The organism is Chitinophaga sp. YR627, from assembly GCF_900114995.1.
Taxonomy (GTDB): domain Bacteria; phylum Bacteroidota; class Bacteroidia; order Chitinophagales; family Chitinophagaceae; genus Chitinophaga.
Genome location: NZ_FOUX01000002.1, coordinates 949,360 through 966,069, shown reverse-complemented (window position 1 = coordinate 966,069; position 16,710 = coordinate 949,360). Strand labels below are relative to the sequence as shown.

Sequence of the window (16,710 nt, the reverse complement as noted above, 5' to 3'; positions counted from 1 at the left end):
AATGCTGTCAGTGAGGCGAAATTAAAGAAAGTTGAGGTCCAGATTACAATATCTCTCCTACATGTTTGCGGATATTGGTCGAAATCGTGTCCGTAGGCAGGTCATTCGCGTCAAATCCAAAGGGGTCTTCTATCTCTTCCGCGATCAGCTCAAGGCTGGCCAGTACATAGAAAATGAATACCACCACAGGTATAATAAGATAGTGCAGGGTAAATACGTAGCCCAGGGGCAGGGTCATTACAAAGAAAAAGATAAACTTTTTAATGAAGACACTGTAGGAAAAAGGAATAGGGGTATTCCTGATCCGCTCGCAGGCACCGCAGATATCCGTAAAGGCCAGCAGTTCGGAGTTCAGCGTAAGCAACTGTTCTCCGCTTATCTGTCCCTGACGGTACAGTTCATGGACATGCGCCATGATCTGGCCGGCTATCTGATTAGGTACATGTTTATCCTGCTGCAGCTGCATATTATCTGCCTGTTGAAACTCTTCGGGCTTATACAGGTTACGCAGATGGTTCTTCAAACCAAAGGCATAATTGGGGATCATGATCCGGAAGAACTCACGGGAAGCGGTATTCGAAGCTGGTAACATGGCATTCAGTTTAAGTGCCAGGTTACGGCTGTTGTTCACCAGTGCTCCCCACAGCTTGCGGCCTTCCCACCAACGGTCATAGGCCGTATTGGTGCGGAATACAAGCAGGAGGGAGATGACAAAACCCAGTAATGAATGGATCAAGGTGATCTGTTTCAGATCACTGTTGGGGGACAGCTTCAGTAATTCCAGTTCCAGAAATGCGATCAGTGCAGAATAGGCAGACAGGGCTATAAACATGGGAAACAGCTTCCGGACAGTGTCTGCCTTATGGAAGCGGAAGATAAAAGTAAACCAGGCTTTTGGGTTGTAATCAATCATATTTAAGTGTATACATTTTCGCAAACCTAAAAATTTTACACATGATTTTGATAACTTCCTGCTTTACCTTTATTTTACGCTTCCTTACATTATATTATGATCAAGCCATATTTATACGTCGACAAGACAAAAGGCAAGGGCCGCGGAGTGTTTACAAAAGAAAGAATACCAGCTGGCACACGCATAGAAACCTCGCCTGTACTTGTTTTGTCCTATGACGATACCGAGATTGTCGATAAAACGAAACTGCACAATTACATTTTCTTATGGGGTGTTCGTGAAACCCGTTCCTGCATTGCGCTTGGTCTCTGTTCCATCTATAATCACTCTTACGATCCTAACTGTGTGTACGAAATGGACTTCGAAGAAGAAACTATGAGTATCATCACCCGTAGAGAGATTAAAAAAGGAGAGGAACTCTGTATCAACTACAACGGTGATGTGACCGATTCATCGCCGGTTTGGTTCGACGTCAGAAAGAAATAGCCGGAAAATAAGGCCCAGCCGCCTTTTCCGAAGAAATAAATAAGGAATTGAGAAATTCCTTATTATTGTATCAAAATATATAAGTGCTTATATAATTTTACTATGAGCTTTTACGCATCACTGGGATACCTGGTTTTTGGCAGCCGTCTCAGACGGTTGAGTGAATACTTCCTTATGGAGGTCAATAAGGTCTATGAACAGGCTGGTATTGCCTTTGACGCCAGCTGGTTCCCGGTTTTCTATATCCTTTCCCGTCAGCAGAACATCCCGCTGATCGACATTGCCGAACAACTGGAAGTCTCTCACTCGGCTATCAGTCAGCTGATCACCAACCTTAAAAAGAAAGGCCTGGTGAACACCGCCCCCTGTCCTGATGACGGACGCCGGCAGCTGGTGATGCTCACAAAACAGGGAGAGGAATTGCTTCAGCAGGTACAGCCCATCTGGACTGCTATTACTACGGCTATGGAAGAACTGACGGAAGAGCACAAACAAAGTAAACAGCTGCTGGAAGCCATCAGACAGGTGGAAAGCGCTGTACAGGGAACGTCCCTGTCCGCAAGGATACAGGCGTCTATGAAAAACTGATCACGACTCAATCCAATCAACAATGATACACCAATTCAAGTACGGTATTGATCAGCTCACCGTGGCGAAGGCGCTGGATATCGCGTCAGGAAAGCTCTCCGGTATACTGGTACCGGAAGTGACTGAACGCATTAAGGCCAGCGCTGCCCACGTGCAGACCATTGTCGCCGCTCACAGCACCGTATATGGTATCAATACAGGCTTCGGGCCGCTCTGCGATACCAAGATATCCGAAGAAGATACCCGTGCCCTGCAATACAATATTCTTCAAAGTCATAGCGTAGGGGTTGGTAATCCCATCCCCGAACTGGTAGCCCGCGTCATGCTGGTCACCAAAGTACAGGCCCTGGCACAGGGATATTCAGGGGTAGCATTGGCTACGCTCGAACGTATCATCTGGCATATAGAACATAATGTAACGCCCGTGGTACCTGAAAAAGGTTCTGTTGGTGCTTCGGGTGACCTGGCGCCTTTGTCACATCTCTTTCTGCCGCTGATCGGTCTTGGAGAGGTATACTATAAAGGTCAGCGACAGCCTTCCGCAGCTGTTTTACAGACGGAAAAACTGGAGCCGGTTATATTGGGTCCTAAAGAAGGACTGGCGCTTATTAACGGTACGCAGTTCATTCTCTCCTTTGCCGTTACTGCTTTACAGCGTATGCATAATGCACTGGAAGCTGCTGATATCATTGGCGCATTATCGCTCGAAGGACTCATGGGTACTGCCCGTCCTTTTGATCCGCGTTTACATGCGATCAGACCCTTCCCCGGTAACCAGCTGGTGGCACACCGACTGAAGACCATGCTGGAAAACTCCGGTATTATGGCGGCTCACGTTGATTGCGGTCGTGTACAGGACCCTTATTCCCTGCGTTGTATGCCTCAGGTACATGGGGCATCCCGTACCGCATGGCATCACCTGCGGGAACTGACTGTGATCGAACTGAATGCAGTGACGGACAACCCGATCATCTTTAGTGCGGAGGATACGATCAGTGGGGGAAACTTCCATGGTCAGCCGCTGGCGATACCACTTGACTATGCGACTGTCGCCGCAGCAGAACTGGGTAATATCTCCGATCGCCGTTGTTATATGATGATCGAAGGCCGCTATGGATTGCCAAAACTCCTGATCGAAGATGCCGGACTCAATTCCGGTTTTATGATACCACAATACACAACGGCTGCCCTGGTAACAGAGAATAAGACCCTTTGTTTCCCGGCCAGTGCCGATAGTGTACCGACTTCCCTTGGTCAGGAAGACCATGTATCCATGGGTTCTATCAGTGGTCGTAAACTGCACCAGGTGATTGATAACCTGGAATATATACTGGCAGTCGAACTGCTCTATGCTGCACAGGCGGTGGATTTCAGACGGCCTTTACAATCAGGGCCTATCCTGGAAGCTGTACATTCCTTTGTACGTGAAACAGTTCCCTTCGCAGCCAAAGACAGGATCTTTGCTTATGATATCAAACAGCTGCATGGGCTGATCACCAATCAATCTTTAGTGAACGTGGCTAACAATGCCGCACTTGACAATCACCTTTCTCTAAACGGTATTTATCATGAACAGTTCGGACTTTATTAAGACATATGCGGCACACCCGCATTATAAAGCGCCCCGTGGCAATCAGCTGCACGCGCGCTCCTGGCAGACAGAAGCGCCTTTACGTATGCTGTTGAATAACCTCGATGCAGAAGTGGCGGAGAATCCTGATGAACTGGTGGTGTATGGTGGTATCGGTCAGGCAGCACGTAACAAAGAAGCCTTACAGAAGATCATTGAAATCCTGCTGGAACTGGACGAAGACCATTCTTTGCTGGTACAATCAGGCAAACCTGTAGGCGTCGTACGTACCCATCCGCAGGCGCCACGTGTCATGCTGGCGAATAGTAACCTGGTGCCTAAATGGGCTACCTGGGAACATTTCAATGAACTGCGTGCAAAAGGATTGATGATGTACGGACAGATGACCGCAGGTAGCTGGATCTATATCGGAACGCAGGGGATCTTACAGGGTACTTACGAGACGTTTGTAGCCTGTGGTCGTCAGCATTTTAATGGTGACCTGAAAGGTAAACTGCTTGTGACTGCCGGTATTGGTGGTATGGGTGGCGCACAGCCACTGGCAGCAACCATGGCAGGGGCCGTATTCCTGGGCGCAGATGTGGATGAATCACGGATCCGCAAGCGTCTGGCCACTCGTTATATCGATCGTATTACACACTCCTACGAAGAAGCGATTGCCTGGGCAATGGATGCTAAAGCCAAAGGTGAGGCATTGTCTATCGGCCTGGTAAGTGATGCGGGAGATATGCTGGAACGTTTACTGAAAGACAATATTATTCCTGATGTACTGACTGACCAGACCTCTGCGCATGATCCTATCAATGGATATGTGCCGAATGGTTTGTCGTTAGAAGAAGCAACGGCATTACGTAAAAAGGATCCGGCAGATTATAAGGCCCGCTCTTTGAAGAGTATGGCCCGTCACGTATCCTTTATGCTGGCTTTACAGGAAAAGGGCGCTATTACCTTTGACTATGGTAACAACCTGCGTGAGTTTGCACGTGAAGGCGGAGAGCCCAATGCATTCAACTTCCCCGGATTTACGCCTGCTTATATCCGCCCATTGTTCTGTGAAGGGAAAGGCCCTTTCAGATGGGTGGCTTTATCCGGCGATCCTGAAGATATTTATACAACCGACAAGGCATTGATGGAAGCCTTTCCGGAGAATACAGCGCTCATTAACTGGCTGAAGAAAGCACAGGCACAGGTAGCCTTCCAGGGATTGCCTGCGCGTATCTGCTGGCTGGGACTCGGTGAAAGAGAAAAAGCAGGTCTTATCTTTAATGAACTGGTGAGAACAGGTAAGGTGAAAGCGCCTATTGTGATCGGCCGTGACCACCTGGATTGTGGTTCTGTTGCATCTCCCAACAGGGAAACAGAAGCTATGAAAGATGGCTCGGATGCTGTGTCTGACTGGACCTTGTTAAACCTGATGGCGAATACAGGCGGCGGCGCCACCTGGGTATCTTTCCATCATGGTGGCGGCGTGGGTATGGGGTATTCACAACATGCGGGCATGGTCGTACTGGCGGATGGTTCTGAACGTGCAGAAGCCTGCCTGAAAAGAGTATTATTCAATGATCCGGCATTGGGCATCTTCCGTCATGCGGATGCAGGGTATGAAGAAGCAAAAGCAACTGCCAGAAAATTCAATATCTGATCTATGGAACTGATAGGCCCTTTTTCACAGATATTACCACTGACTGCACTGCCTTTAAAAGGTGCATTGCAGGATGAACAACTGACCATCATTCCGCATGGCGGTGTTGTGACAGACGGTGGTAAAATTATTGCTACAGGCGATTTCAGAGCATTGCAGCATCAATATCCGGATTGTGATGTTACCCACATTACAGTACCTGCTGTATTGATGCCGGGATTCCTCGACTGTCATACACACATCTGTTTTGACGGTACCCGTAATCGTGATTATGCGATGCGCATCGGAGGGAAGTCATACCTTGATATTGCGCGCGCAGGTGGGGGTATCTGGGATTCTGTCACTAAAACAAGAATGGCAGATCATGAGACCCTGGTGAAGAATACGGCAGCACGCGCCAACAGACATCTGCATGAAGGCGTGACGACCATTGAAGTGAAAAGCGGATATGGATTGAATATGGACGGTGAACTCAGTATGCTGCGTGCGATTCAATCTGCCGCTGGTCATACCAAAGCAACACTTATTCCTACCTGTCTGGCAGCGCATATGCGTCCGAAGGATTTTGAAGGTACAGAAGAGGCTTATCTTGAATGGATATTGACTGCGTTACTTCCCCTTGTCCAGACGGAACAACTGGCGCAACGTGTGGATATCTTCATAGAAGAAACAGCCTTTTCAGCAAACGCTTCAAAACACTTCCTGCAACAGGCAGCTGAAATGGGTTTTGCAGCTACTGTACATGCCGATCAGTTTTCAACCGGTGGCGCTGCCGTAGCTGTTGCAGCCGGTGCTTTATCAGCGGATCATCTGGAGGCAAGTGATGATGCCGCTATTGCTTTACTGGCTGCGGCTGATATTGTCGCTGTTGTGTTACCTGGTGCTTCTTTGGGACTGGGTATGCATTATGCACCGGCAAGACGTTTGCTGAACGCAGGCGCCTCCCTGGCTATTGCGAGTGACTGGAATCCGGGGTCTGCACCGATGGGCGATCTGCTGATGCAGGCGGCTGTGTTAAGTGCAGCAGAAAAATTATCAGCAGCAGAAGTATTCGCAGCATTGACAAGCCGCGCAGCGAAAGCATTACAACTAAATTATGTAGGGCAACTGGCAAGTGGTTTTATTGCAGATATGCAGGCCTATCCGACGGCAGATTACCGTGATATTTTATACTATCAGGGGAAAATGAAACCGATCAAAGTCTGGAAAGAAGGAGAACGGATCATGTAAGTACTGGTAGTTGGCAACATATTAAAAAGGGAGCATCATTCAGTTGATGCTCCCTTTTTGGTGGTGGCAAATGCTGTTGTGAAATGATTATTGTTTGATCACTTTGCGTGTAATGGCTTTTTCGCCATAAGTAAGCTTCAGCGTATACACTCCTTTAGGCAGATGACTTGCTGCGAGGCTGGTATTGTATTGACCAGCATCCAGGCGACCGCGTTTCAGGATCGCTACCTGTTTGCCATTGATATCATATACTGCCAGTAATACATCTGCTGGTTTATCCAGGAAGAAGCTTACGGTGCTGTTATCATCAAATGGGTTTGGATAACTGGTCAGTGTGGTCACCAGTTTTACCGGTGCTTTTTCTGGCGCACTGGCTGCCAGTTTAGCTGCTGATGCTGTAGAAGAGATCACCAGCTGTGGCGCTGTCAGACCTGCTTCCTTCGATCTCCAGATCACACGTGGATCAGCGCCGGTGCTGCTCAGCAGGGCCAGTGAAATACCATTACGTCCTGCTGCTTTTTCTGTCTGCACGTAGTTGGTGATATCCCATGAATAGTATCTGCCAACAGAGTCAGTCACGACAGTGGTCTGTAATGCAGTTGTGCCGGTGGCCGGTTTGTTATTCCAGGTGAGCGCAGCTTCTGTCCAGCTGGTATTAGCGACTGCATACACACCTATGGGCAGATTGGCTACGCGGTTATCTTCAATTTTACCATATACTTTTAATACGGCAGAAGAGATGTTGTTTACACCACTTACATCAAAACGAAGGAAGCTTTGTCTGTCGTAACCAGCAGTGGCGGTAGCATTTATTTTGGATGCCAGTACTGCCGCATCAGTAGTGCCGTGGGTAATAGCAGCGTAATCACCGTTTCTTACATAAGCATCCTGTAAAGGTGCGAGTGTTGATTGTTGTGTGGAAGACGAGGTAATGATACGTACTTCTGTCAGACTATTCCAGGCGCTTGCGCTATTACCATGGCCCACGATCCGCACATGTTTTGCACTGCGTGGTGTGAAGGTGAATGATTCCAGTGCGTTGGAAGTGCCACTGCTTTGCAGACCTGTTGCCGCAGAAACCCAGTTGCTGCCATCAGTGCTGGTCAGGATGTCAAAGAAGGTACGTCTTACGGTACCACTGTAGAAGGCGATATTGACACCGCTTACAGTGGTGGTGTTGTCCAGACAGAATTGTATCCACTGACCATCACCTTCTGCTGACCAGCGGGTGTTATAATCATTATCCTGTACGTTGGCTGGTACGTTACCATCGTTTGCGCTGGCAGATACAGGTACGCATACATTACCTCCCGGGAAATCATCCGCAGGATTCAGGATACGTTCACGGATCCATGCACCGGCAGGTTTGAGTCTGGCGGTTGTCCACGGACCATTCGAGCAGGTACCGGTTATCCATACAGCACCGGAACGGAAGTCATCAGAGTAGTTCCAGTTGGTCCAGCTGATCTTCTTACGCGCCATCAGATCGATGTATTGTTGCGCCATGGTGAAGTCATTCGCACCGTCTCCGCTGGCTTCCTGTGTACCGAATTCTGTTACGAATACAGGCAGTCTGTCAGACGCTGTGTTCAGCTGATTGAGATAAGCGGTGCGATGATCTTTTGCATAGAAATGGAAAGTATACATCAGGTTACCCTGTGTCAGCGGATTGTTGAAAATATCCTGTAAGGAACCATCACCGGACAGGCCCATGGTAGACCATCCATGTGTACCCACCAGTATTACGGCGTCATTGTCGATGGCGCGTATGAATGGGATCATCTGATCAGCATAGGTTTTGATCTTTGCCCAGGTAGCACCCGAGTTAGGTTCATTACAAATGTCGTAGATGATGTTGTTTTTGTTCTTGTGTGTGTTGGCGATGGCAGAGAAGAAAGTCTTTGCTCTGGCGAGGTTGTAGTTAGGATCGCCTGGTGTGAGCTGATGCCAGTCCACCAGTGCATACATACCACGTGCCGTGGCTTCTTCTATGAGGCGGTTCACCTGATTGGTAAAGCCGGTCGGATCGGTTTCATAACCGCCTTCCTGTACATAGAGGGAGATACGCAGGATGTCAGCGCCCCAGTCGTATGCCAGCGCATCGAGTGAAGCGGCTGTCAGACAGCTTCCCCAGCCATACCACTGGATACCGTGTGTGCTCATACCTCTGAGCTGGATCGGGTTGCCATACTGATTGCATAATTTGGTACCGATCACCTGCAACTGACCGTTTTTCTGAACGGGCGTCTGTGCATGTGTTTGTGAACTAAAACCCAGCAGGCATAGTAAAAATGCAGCCAGCCGGAAAGAAAGGGCAGATCCATTCTTTGTCATTTGGATAGTTGTTTTGAGGGTGATAAAAAATAAAAACTATGTTGATATTGTAATGGTTACATACGGTGGAAATTGATATGGTTACTACATAGGTTTTCGCTACAGGTTATAGGCTGTTCAGTCGCTACAGGTCTTTATGCAATCGTTTGCGCAATATAGTGAAAAATATCAATAGGCAGCTCTCAGGTAAGAAATTAGGAATTAAGAATTAGGAATTGTTGTGAATGGTCTTCCAGATAATAGAATAAGGTCTTTTATGATAAGTTGAGTGGGGGTGAATTTTTGAATGATTTATGAAGTAATAAAAACGGGGGCTTCTATGATAAGTTGATTGGCAGACATGAATTTCTGTGGACAGACAATTTCCGCATGTAATTCCTAATTCCTAATTCTTAATTCCTAATTGTAACTTTGTCTTCTATGATGAAGCCAGATTTTTACAGACAGCCTGCGGGGTGGACAGGACGGATAGATGGTACAGACGAAGAATTACTGCGCTGGCACCAGCGTGTTACGCCTGTGAACCTGTTGACCGGATCATTGCCTTCCTTAAAGCCACATCAGCAGGGTGTAGCATTTCTTGGGTTTGCGAGTGATGAAGGCGTGCGCCGCAATAAAGGCCGTGTAGGCGCAGCTGAAGGGCCGGCTGCACTAAGAACAGCCAGTAGCAATTTTCCTGTTCATTTTGACAGTGAACTGATACTGGCAGATGTTGGAGATGTGATATGTAAGGATAATCTGCTGGAAGAAGCACAACAGACATTATCTGATACTGTGCTGACTATACGCAAGGCTGGTTATTTGCCGGTATTACTGGGTGGTGGTCATGAGATCACTTATGGACATGCGCATGGTATTTATCAGCACCTGCTTGCGCGTAAACGTGGCGAGAAACTGGGACTGCTGAATTTTGACGCACATTTTGACCTGCGGATGAAAGGAGAGGAGGGTAGTACTTCAGGTACAGGGTTCTGGCAACTTGCGCAGGACTGTAAACTGGAAGGTTTGCCTTTTTATTATCTCGCACTGGGTATCCAGGCCAATAGTAATACGCAGCAGCTGTTCCGTATTGCGGGTGACCTCGATGCGCAATATGTGGATGCGGATGCTTTTCACCTGCAGGATAAAGCGCTTTTACATGCCGCTATCGGTCAGTTCTTAAGAGATGTGGACCATGTATACCTCACCATCGATCTGGACGTATTTTCGGCTGCTTTTGCCCCTGGTGTAAGTGCAACTGCTTATAACGGTATAAGACCTGATGGTCTGTTCCTGGAATGTTACCGCAATATTCTGCAGAGTGGTAAGCTCGCAGGTATTGATATCGCAGAACTGAACCCTTCTCTGGATGTGGATAACCGTACTGCGAAACTGGGTGCTGCCTTATTATTTGAAATGATCAGCAATCTGCATTATCATTAGTAGTAACATATAGTTGCGGTCTGCAATATCTTGTCACAATCCCCCGTAACGCGTTGCGTATTTCCCGCAATTCTTTCCGGGGGATTGTCTTTTCTTACAGGGCTTTTTTATATTTGGAGCACTAAAACAAAATTGCCATGAAATTGATCCCAAAAGTAGCTGTAATAGCTACTGTCATGTTATGTTCCTCGCTTTTGGCAGGTGCCCAGAAAATTAAAGTACAGGAAGGCGATGTCGCCGTTTTAAAAGAACAAACTGAGATTAACACAGAATTTACGTACGACCATGTAAAGGTGGGCGAGTTCGATAATGAAGATGATTATATCCAGAAGAAGAAAGACGAATACAACAAGAAAGAAGCTGGTAAGGGCGACACCTGGGCAACTGCCTGGAAAGCCGACAGAGCGGCCCGTTTTGAACCAAGATTTAATGAAATGTTCACAGAGGGTTCCAATGGTATCAAAGCGGGTAATTTTCCTGCTGCAAAGTATACGCTGATCTTTAAAACGACCTTTGTTGAACCTGGTTTTAATGTAGGGGTGATGCGTAAGAATTCTTATATCAATGGAGAGATCTGGATCGTTGAGACGGCTGATAAGAGTAAAGTGGTGGCAAAGGTTTCTGTGGATAAGGCGCCTGGCAGAATTGCCTTTGGAATGGACTTTGACACCGGTGCACGTATTACAGAGTCATATGCAATGGCCGGCAGATCGTTTGGACGGTATGTGAGGAAATGAAATTAGGAATTAGGAATTACGATTCAAGGAGTTACTCTATATTAAAAAGGGTGCCGTTATTCAGGCTTGAATAACGGCACCCTTTTTAATATAATTTCAATCAATTAGAGAAACCAATTCCTAATTCCTAATTGTTAATTTAGAATACGATCGTCTTATTGCCATGTACGATCACCCGGTCTTCCACATGTGCTACTACGGCTCTTGTCAGTACCTGTCTTTCGATATCGCGTCCCAGCATCACCAGGTCGTTGACCGCATGACGGTGACTCACACGGGCTACATCCTGATCGATGATCGGCCCTTCATCCAGGTCGTCTGTCACATAATGTGCTGTGGCGCCGATCAGTTTTACGCCGCGTGTATAAGCATTTTTATACGGATTGGCGCCTGCGAATGCGGGCAGGAAGGAGTGATGGATATTGATGATCTTTCCGGGGAATGTGCTGACGAAAGAAGGAGAGAGTATCTGCATATAACGCGCAAGCACGGTAAAATCGGCTTTTGCGTCCTGGATCAGCTGAATGGCTTCTTTTTCCCTTTCGGCCTTATTTTCGGCATTTACGGGCAAATAATGGAAGGGAATACCAAAATCTTCTGTCAGTTTTCGCAGGTCTTCATGGTTGGAGATCACCAGTGGGATATCTACCGGTAATTCCCCGCTGCGCCAGCGCCATAGTAATTCCATCAGGCAGTGGTCGTAGCGCGATACCATGATCGCCATTTTCTTGCGGTGAGAAGTGTAATCAATACGCCATTCCATTTTCAGGGGAGCGGCTACCTTTTCCTGGAATTGTTTTTCCAGTTCTTCCATGGTAACAAGGGTGTTTTCCAGGTGGAAAACCATACGCATAAAGAACAGGCCTTCTTTCGGATCGGTGCTGTGCTGGCTTGCATCGAGAATGTTTGCTCCACAGGTAAAAAGGAACTGGGACACACCGGCAACTATGCCGGGCCGGTCAGGACAGCAGATGAGCAACCTGCCGGTAATATCGGTCTGCATAAAAATAGGTATATATATTCTCAGTAAAATACTAAAGTTATTTTACTTTTGGGCCCAATTTTGACGCATGAAGAAGATAGGATTGATGTCAGATACCCATAGTTATCTCCATCCCGATGTATACAGATATTTCGAAAAAGTGGACGAAATCTGGCATGCCGGAGACATTGGTAACCTGGAACTGGCGGATAAACTGGAGGCTTTTAAGCCCTTCCGTGCTGTATATGGGAATATTGATGGCGCCGAACTGCGGGTGCGCTATCCGCTGCATCTCCCTTTTGAAGTGGAACAGGTGAAGGTGTTTATGACGCATATTGGCGGATATCCGGGCAAATACGCTCCGGGAATCAAGGATCTGTTGAAGGAGCATACACCCAAATTATTTATTTGCGGGCATTCTCATATATTAAAAGTAATGCCCGACCCCGCTATGAATCTGGTGCATATCAACCCGGGAGCGTGCGGTATACAGGGATGGCATAAAGTCAAAACCCTGGTGAGGTTTGATCTGTCAGCAGGAAATATCAGTCAGCTGGAGGTAATTGAGCTGCCAAAGTAAGTGGAATGCAATGCATAATATATTTAGAACTGTGAAATGATGTTGAGATGGCTAACTTTATTGTCGGTGTGTCTGCTTTTTTGTGTTGCTGTTTCTGCACAGCAGAGAACCACGCTGTTTAAAAAAGCTACCCGATGGCTGGAGACGGAAAATGATTCCAATTATATCGAAGAGCATACAAAGGATATCACTTTTCGCATTTTCGGCTCCCGTAAATACAATAACTACGATATCGTGGATAACGGCATCGTAGACGGTAGTATTACGGATAATGGCCTCGTTAACTCCAAAAATTCCAAAGAAGTTTTATATCGTCCCAATACGCCTTTTAACGTCGGTGTCGGCGTCAACTATCGCTTTATTGCGGTGAATATTGCTTTTAACCTGCCCGCTATCAACAAAGACAGGGGAGAGTATGGTAAGACCAAAATGCTGGACCTCCAGACGCATATCTACACCCGTAAACTGGTAGTGGATTTCTATGGCCAGATATATGAAGGGTACTATATTGCCAATACGCGCAGACTGATCAACAGCTTCGGCTCCAATGCCGGTTCCAATAATGTGGAAATGATCCGTCCGGATGCAAAAAATGTGAATCTCGGACTTAATGTGCAGTATGTTTTCAATGCGAAACGCTTTTCCTACCGTGCGGCCTATCTGCAAAACGATTACCAGAAAAGGAGCGCCGGTTCCTTCCTGGTGGGTGGAGAGGTCTTTGGAGTGAGAATGAAAGGCGACTCAGGCCTGATCCCTTCCTATATTCAGAAAACCGGTTTCTTTAACGGAGAGAACTTCTACAGGACCCGCATCTTCAGCGGTGCTGCCAATGCGGGTTATGCACATACATTTGTCTATAAACAGCACTGGTTCACAACCCTGTCTTTAAGTGGCAGTCTGGGGGTGAATTACACGGTGATGAACCGGATCAACCAGGTTGATCTGAAAAAAGCCGGTATCCAGCTTAACAACAATATCCGTATATCCCTGGGTTATAACTCCAGCCGTTACTTTGCCGGCATTCACTATGTATACCTGACCACACGGAGTCAGTCGCCCGTGCCTGATACCTATCAGACGGTGGGGGCGGGCAATTTCCGTATCAGCCTTGCCAGAAGATTTACACTGAAGAAACAGCTTTTCTAAACGGGTTACAACGATTGCAGCTCTGTCACCAGGTTCTGACGGGCAATCATTTCGCGTTGTTCGCGGAAGCCGTCTGTCTTAAAGATGGAAGGCTGATCCAGGAAATGCTGTAATACCTTCTTTCTGCCTGCGTTATACACCTCATCAGGGTAGATACTATATTCCTCACGTATCTGTTTTGCATAACCTTCATAGACGTCGGCTGGTGTACCCAGTATTGACAGATCAAAGTCCAGGAAATAGTCCAGGTCAGGATGCGCGTTTGTATTGACATGCGTTTTGGTGGCACGAATAAGGTGCATAACGCCTTCTATATCGGCAGCGGGGTAGTTGGTCTGAAACAGGAATTCAGCCGCCGCCATAGCGCTTTGTTCCTCATTATCGACCTGTTTTACATCATAAATGAGATCATGGAAGAAAATAGCCAGCAGAAAGTTTTCATTGTCTGCAATGAGGTCGCTATGCTCCAGCTGTAACTGCAGCAGGGCGTAGAGATGGTGTAAGTTATGATAATGACGGTCTGCGGCTGAATATTGACGGGTGATCAGTTCGAATCCCTGGTCTATCAGTGCCTGGCTTTTAGTATATGGTTCCAGGAGTTGATTCCAGACGTTGTTTAAAGTATCTATCTGCATAGGGGTAAAGGTAAAAATAAAAATCCCGCCTGCCGAGACAGACGGGATTCTTTATCATTTATAGCCGGGGGCTATTGTGCTTTTTTAGCAAACTGTGCGCGGATCACGTTCAGTGCACCACCTGATTTGAACCACTCGATCTGTTGTTCATTGTAAGTGTGGTTTACCACGATTTCGTCCTTGCTGCCGTCTTTGTGGTTAGCCACAACAGTCAGCTGTTTACCAGGCGCGAAAGTAGTCAGACCCAGGATATCGAAAGTATCATCTTCCAGGATCTTATCGTAGTCTTCCTTATTAGCGAAGGTCAGTCCGAGCATACCCTGTTTTTTCAGGTTTGTTTCGTGGATACGGGCGAAAGATTTCACCAGGATGGCACGAACGCCCAGGTGACGTGGTTCCATTGCTGCGTGTTCGCGGCTGGATCCTTCACCATAGTTTTCATCACCTACCACAACGGAACCGATGTTAGCAGCCTTATAAGCGCGCTGTACAACAGGTACGCCTGCGTATTCGCCGGTCAGCTGGTTCTTAACGCTGTCAGTTTTGTCGTTGTATGCATTCAACGCACCGATCAGCATGTTGTTGGAGATGTTGTCGAGGTGACCACGGTATTTTAACCACGGACCTGCCATAGAGATGTGGTCAGTGGTACATTTACCTTTTGCTTTGATCAGCAGTTTCAGGCCTTTCAGATCAGTACCTTCCCATGCAGCGAATGGCGCCAGCAGTTGCAGACGGTCGCTGGTTGGGGATACGATCACCTGTACACCGCTACCATCAGCAGCAGGCGCCTGGTAACCTGGATCATCTACATCAAAGCCTCTGGTTGGCAGTTCGAAACCGGTTGGTTCGTCCAGCATTACTTCCTGGCCATCTTTTGTTTTCAGCTTGTCAGTCAGCGGGTTGAACGTCAGGTCACCAGCGATGGCGAAAGCAGTAACGATTTCAGGAGAAGCAACGAAAGCGTGCGTAGCTGCCAGACCATCATTCCTTTTCGCAAAGTTACGGTTGAAGGAAGTGATGATGGAGTTTTTACGGTTAGGATCATCGATGTGACGAGCCCACTGACCGATACAGGGGCCGCAGGCGTTTGCCAGTACAATACCGCCGATCTGGTCGAATGTATTTAACAGACCGTCTCTTTCGATGGTATAACGTACCAGTTCAGAACCCGGTGTGATGGTATATTCCGCTTTAACGTCGAGGTTTTTATCCACCGCCTGTTTCGCCAGGGAAGCAGCGCGGGAGATATCTTCGTAAGAAGAGTTGGTGCAGGAGCCGATCAGGGCAACTTCCAGTTTCTCCGGCCAGTTGTTTTCCCTTACTGCCTGTGCGAATTTGGAGATAGGCCATGCCAGGTCCGGTGTGAACGGACCGTTTACATGTGGCTCCAGTTCGTCCAGGTTGATTTCGATCACCTGATCGTAATATTTGGAAGGATCTGCATAGACTTCCGCATCCGGGCGCAGGTGTTCTTTTACGCCATCAGCCAGTGTTGCGATGTCCTGACGCTCAGTTGCATTCAGGTAAGCAGCGATCTTGGTATCATAGGCGAATACGGAGCAGGTAGCACCTATTTCCGCACCCATGTTACAGATCGTACCTTTACCGGTAGCGCTCAGACTATCAGCGCCTTCACCGAAGTATTCAACGATGCAGCCTGTACCACCTTTTACAGTCAGTACACCTGCAACTTTCAGGATCACGTCTTTAGGAGAGGTCCAGCCACTCAGTTTACCGGTCAGTTTTACACCGATCAGTTTAGGCATTTTCAGCTCCCATGGCAGACCGGCCATTACGTCTACTGCATCAGCGCCACCAACACCGATAGCCAGCATGCCCAGACCACCGGCATTGGGTGTATGGGAATCTGTTCCGATCATCAGACCGCCTGGGAAAGCATAGTTTTCCAGTACAACCTGGTGAATGATACCAGCGCCTGGTTTCCAGAAACCGATACCGTATTTGTTAGAGATAGAAGACAGAAAATCGTATACTTCCCTGTTAGTATCCACAGCAGTTGCCAGGTCTTCTGCAGCACCTGTTTTAGCCTGAATAAGGTGATCACAGTGTACGGTCGAAGGGACAGCTACTTTATCACGACCACAGGTCATGAACTGCAAAAGAGCCATCTGTGCGGTAGCATCCTGCATCGCAACGCGATCGGGTGCAAATTCCACATAAGATTTTCCACGCTCAAATGCCGCAGTGGTTGGAGCATATAAGTGTGCATATAAAATCTTCTCAGACAGTGTGAGCGGGCGTCCCAGCATTTTACGGGTAGCTTCCACCTTACCCGGCAGTGCCGCATACACTTTTTTAATCATTTCGATATCAAACACCATGGAAAAAAAATTTTTGACCTATTAGAAAATGCATCGCAAAATTAATTAAATTAAGCCAGTTTATAAAAGACATGTAGGC

General features: G+C 47.5%; 14 protein-coding genes. 9 read left to right on the top strand and 5 right to left on the bottom strand.

Going from position 1 to position 16,710, the window contains the following annotated elements; all coding sequences use genetic code 11:
• Positions 1-43: 43 nt before the first annotated feature.
• The gene (locus BMZ72_RS12485; RefSeq protein WP_089808726.1) at positions 44-913 is read right to left on the bottom strand and encodes a bestrophin family protein; all 870 of its coding nucleotides are present in this window, start codon (positions 911-913) and stop codon (positions 44-46) included.
• Positions 914-1,009: 96 nt separating this feature from the next.
• On the opposite strand from BMZ72_RS12485, the gene BMZ72_RS12480 reads away from it, so the two are divergent.
• From BMZ72_RS12480 to hutI, 5 genes are all read left to right on the top strand, one after another.
• Positions 1,010-1,399, top strand: coding sequence for an SET domain-containing protein (locus BMZ72_RS12480; protein WP_089808724.1), 390 nt, complete (start codon positions 1,010-1,012; stop codon positions 1,397-1,399).
• A 102-nt stretch (positions 1,400-1,501) separates the two neighbouring features.
• Positions 1,502-1,987, top strand: coding sequence for a MarR family winged helix-turn-helix transcriptional regulator (locus tag BMZ72_RS12475; protein ID WP_089808722.1), 486 nt, complete (start codon positions 1,502-1,504; stop codon positions 1,985-1,987).
• Positions 1,988-2,009: 22 nt separating this feature from the next.
• Entirely contained in the window at positions 2,010-3,578 is a 1,569-nt protein-coding gene (gene hutH / locus BMZ72_RS12470) for a histidine ammonia-lyase (protein ID WP_089808721.1), read from the top strand.
• On the top strand, positions 3,556-5,220 hold the full coding sequence (gene hutU / locus BMZ72_RS12465; protein ID WP_089808718.1) for a urocanate hydratase: 1,665 nt from the start codon (positions 3,556-3,558) through the stop codon (positions 5,218-5,220). The genes hutH and hutU overlap by 23 nt, the downstream gene beginning before the upstream one ends.
• A 3-nt stretch (positions 5,221-5,223) precedes the next feature.
• On the top strand, positions 5,224-6,450 hold the full coding sequence (gene hutI, locus BMZ72_RS12460) for an imidazolonepropionase (protein WP_089808716.1): 1,227 nt from the start codon (positions 5,224-5,226) through the stop codon (positions 6,448-6,450).
• A gap of 87 nt (positions 6,451-6,537) precedes the next feature.
• Here the strand turns inward: hutI and BMZ72_RS12455 are convergent, their stop codons facing one another.
• Entirely contained in the window at positions 6,538-8,784 is a 2,247-nt protein-coding gene (locus BMZ72_RS12455; RefSeq protein ID WP_089808714.1) for a cellulase family glycosylhydrolase, read from the bottom strand.
• 420 nt (positions 8,785-9,204) lie between these two features.
• On the opposite strand from BMZ72_RS12455, the gene hutG reads away from it, so the two are divergent.
• Positions 9,205-10,206 carry a formimidoylglutamase gene (gene hutG / locus BMZ72_RS12450; RefSeq protein ID WP_089808712.1) on the top strand — a complete coding sequence of 334 codons (1,002 nt, stop codon included), beginning with the start codon at positions 9,205-9,207 and terminating at the stop codon, positions 10,204-10,206.
• Between the two features lie 137 nt (positions 10,207-10,343).
• Positions 10,344-10,943 carry a hypothetical protein gene (locus tag BMZ72_RS12445; RefSeq protein ID WP_089808710.1) on the top strand — a complete coding sequence of 200 codons (600 nt, stop codon included), beginning with the start codon at positions 10,344-10,346 and terminating at the stop codon, positions 10,941-10,943.
• 139 nt (positions 10,944-11,082) lie between these two features.
• Here the strand turns inward: BMZ72_RS12445 and purU are convergent, their stop codons facing one another.
• A complete protein-coding gene (gene purU / locus BMZ72_RS12440; RefSeq protein ID WP_089808708.1) occupies positions 11,083-11,946 on the bottom strand; it encodes a formyltetrahydrofolate deformylase in 864 nt (287 codons plus the stop codon).
• Between the two features lie 67 nt (positions 11,947-12,013).
• Here purU and BMZ72_RS12435 point away from each other — a divergent pair, with 67 nt between their 5' ends.
• Together BMZ72_RS12435 and BMZ72_RS12430 are read left to right on the top strand one after the other, a co-directional pair.
• On the top strand, positions 12,014-12,505 hold the full coding sequence (locus tag BMZ72_RS12435; RefSeq protein WP_089808706.1) for a metallophosphoesterase family protein: 492 nt from the start codon (positions 12,014-12,016) through the stop codon (positions 12,503-12,505).
• 39 nt (positions 12,506-12,544) lie between these two features.
• Complete coding sequence (locus BMZ72_RS12430; RefSeq protein ID WP_177222775.1) at positions 12,545-13,651, top strand: DUF4421 domain-containing protein; 1,107 nt, start codon at positions 12,545-12,547, stop codon at positions 13,649-13,651.
• Between the two features lie 5 nt (positions 13,652-13,656).
• Here the strand turns inward: BMZ72_RS12430 and BMZ72_RS12425 are convergent, their stop codons facing one another.
• Together BMZ72_RS12425 and BMZ72_RS12420 are read right to left on the bottom strand one after the other, a co-directional pair.
• Positions 13,657-14,286 carry an HD domain-containing protein gene (locus tag BMZ72_RS12425; protein ID WP_089808701.1) on the bottom strand — a complete coding sequence of 210 codons (630 nt, stop codon included), beginning with the start codon at positions 14,284-14,286 and terminating at the stop codon, positions 13,657-13,659.
• 71 nt (positions 14,287-14,357) lie between these two features.
• A complete protein-coding gene (locus BMZ72_RS12420) occupies positions 14,358-16,631 on the bottom strand; it encodes an aconitate hydratase (protein WP_089808699.1) in 2,274 nt (757 codons plus the stop codon).
• Positions 16,632-16,710 lie beyond the last annotated feature (79 nt).

Bases quoted from the DNA above. Each gene is read 5' to 3' on its own strand.
- BMZ72_RS12485 (WP_089808726.1), bottom strand. From the start codon at position 913: ATGATTGATTACAACCCAAAAGCCTGGTTTACTTTTATCTTCCGCTTC.
- BMZ72_RS12480 (WP_089808724.1), top strand. From the start codon at position 1,010: ATGATCAAGCCATATTTATACGTCGACAAGACAAAAGGCAAGGGCCGC.
- BMZ72_RS12475 (WP_089808722.1), top strand. From the start codon at position 1,502: ATGAGCTTTTACGCATCACTGGGATACCTGGTTTTTGGCAGCCGTCTC.
- hutH (WP_089808721.1), top strand. From the start codon at position 2,010: ATGATACACCAATTCAAGTACGGTATTGATCAGCTCACCGTGGCGAAG.
- hutU (WP_089808718.1), top strand. From the start codon at position 3,556: ATGAACAGTTCGGACTTTATTAAGACATATGCGGCACACCCGCATTAT.
- hutI (WP_089808716.1), top strand. From the start codon at position 5,224: ATGGAACTGATAGGCCCTTTTTCACAGATATTACCACTGACTGCACTG.
- BMZ72_RS12455 (WP_089808714.1), bottom strand. From the start codon at position 8,784: ATGACAAAGAATGGATCTGCCCTTTCTTTCCGGCTGGCTGCATTTTTA.
- hutG (WP_089808712.1), top strand. From the start codon at position 9,205: ATGATGAAGCCAGATTTTTACAGACAGCCTGCGGGGTGGACAGGACGG.
- BMZ72_RS12445 (WP_089808710.1), top strand. From the start codon at position 10,344: ATGAAATTGATCCCAAAAGTAGCTGTAATAGCTACTGTCATGTTATGT.
- purU (WP_089808708.1), bottom strand. From the start codon at position 11,946: ATGCAGACCGATATTACCGGCAGGTTGCTCATCTGCTGTCCTGACCGG.
- BMZ72_RS12435 (WP_089808706.1), top strand. From the start codon at position 12,014: ATGAAGAAGATAGGATTGATGTCAGATACCCATAGTTATCTCCATCCC.
- BMZ72_RS12430 (WP_177222775.1), top strand. From the start codon at position 12,545: ATGTTGAGATGGCTAACTTTATTGTCGGTGTGTCTGCTTTTTTGTGTT.
- BMZ72_RS12425 (WP_089808701.1), bottom strand. From the start codon at position 14,286: ATGCAGATAGATACTTTAAACAACGTCTGGAATCAACTCCTGGAACCA.
- BMZ72_RS12420 (WP_089808699.1), bottom strand. From the start codon at position 16,631: ATGGTGTTTGATATCGAAATGATTAAAAAAGTGTATGCGGCACTGCCG.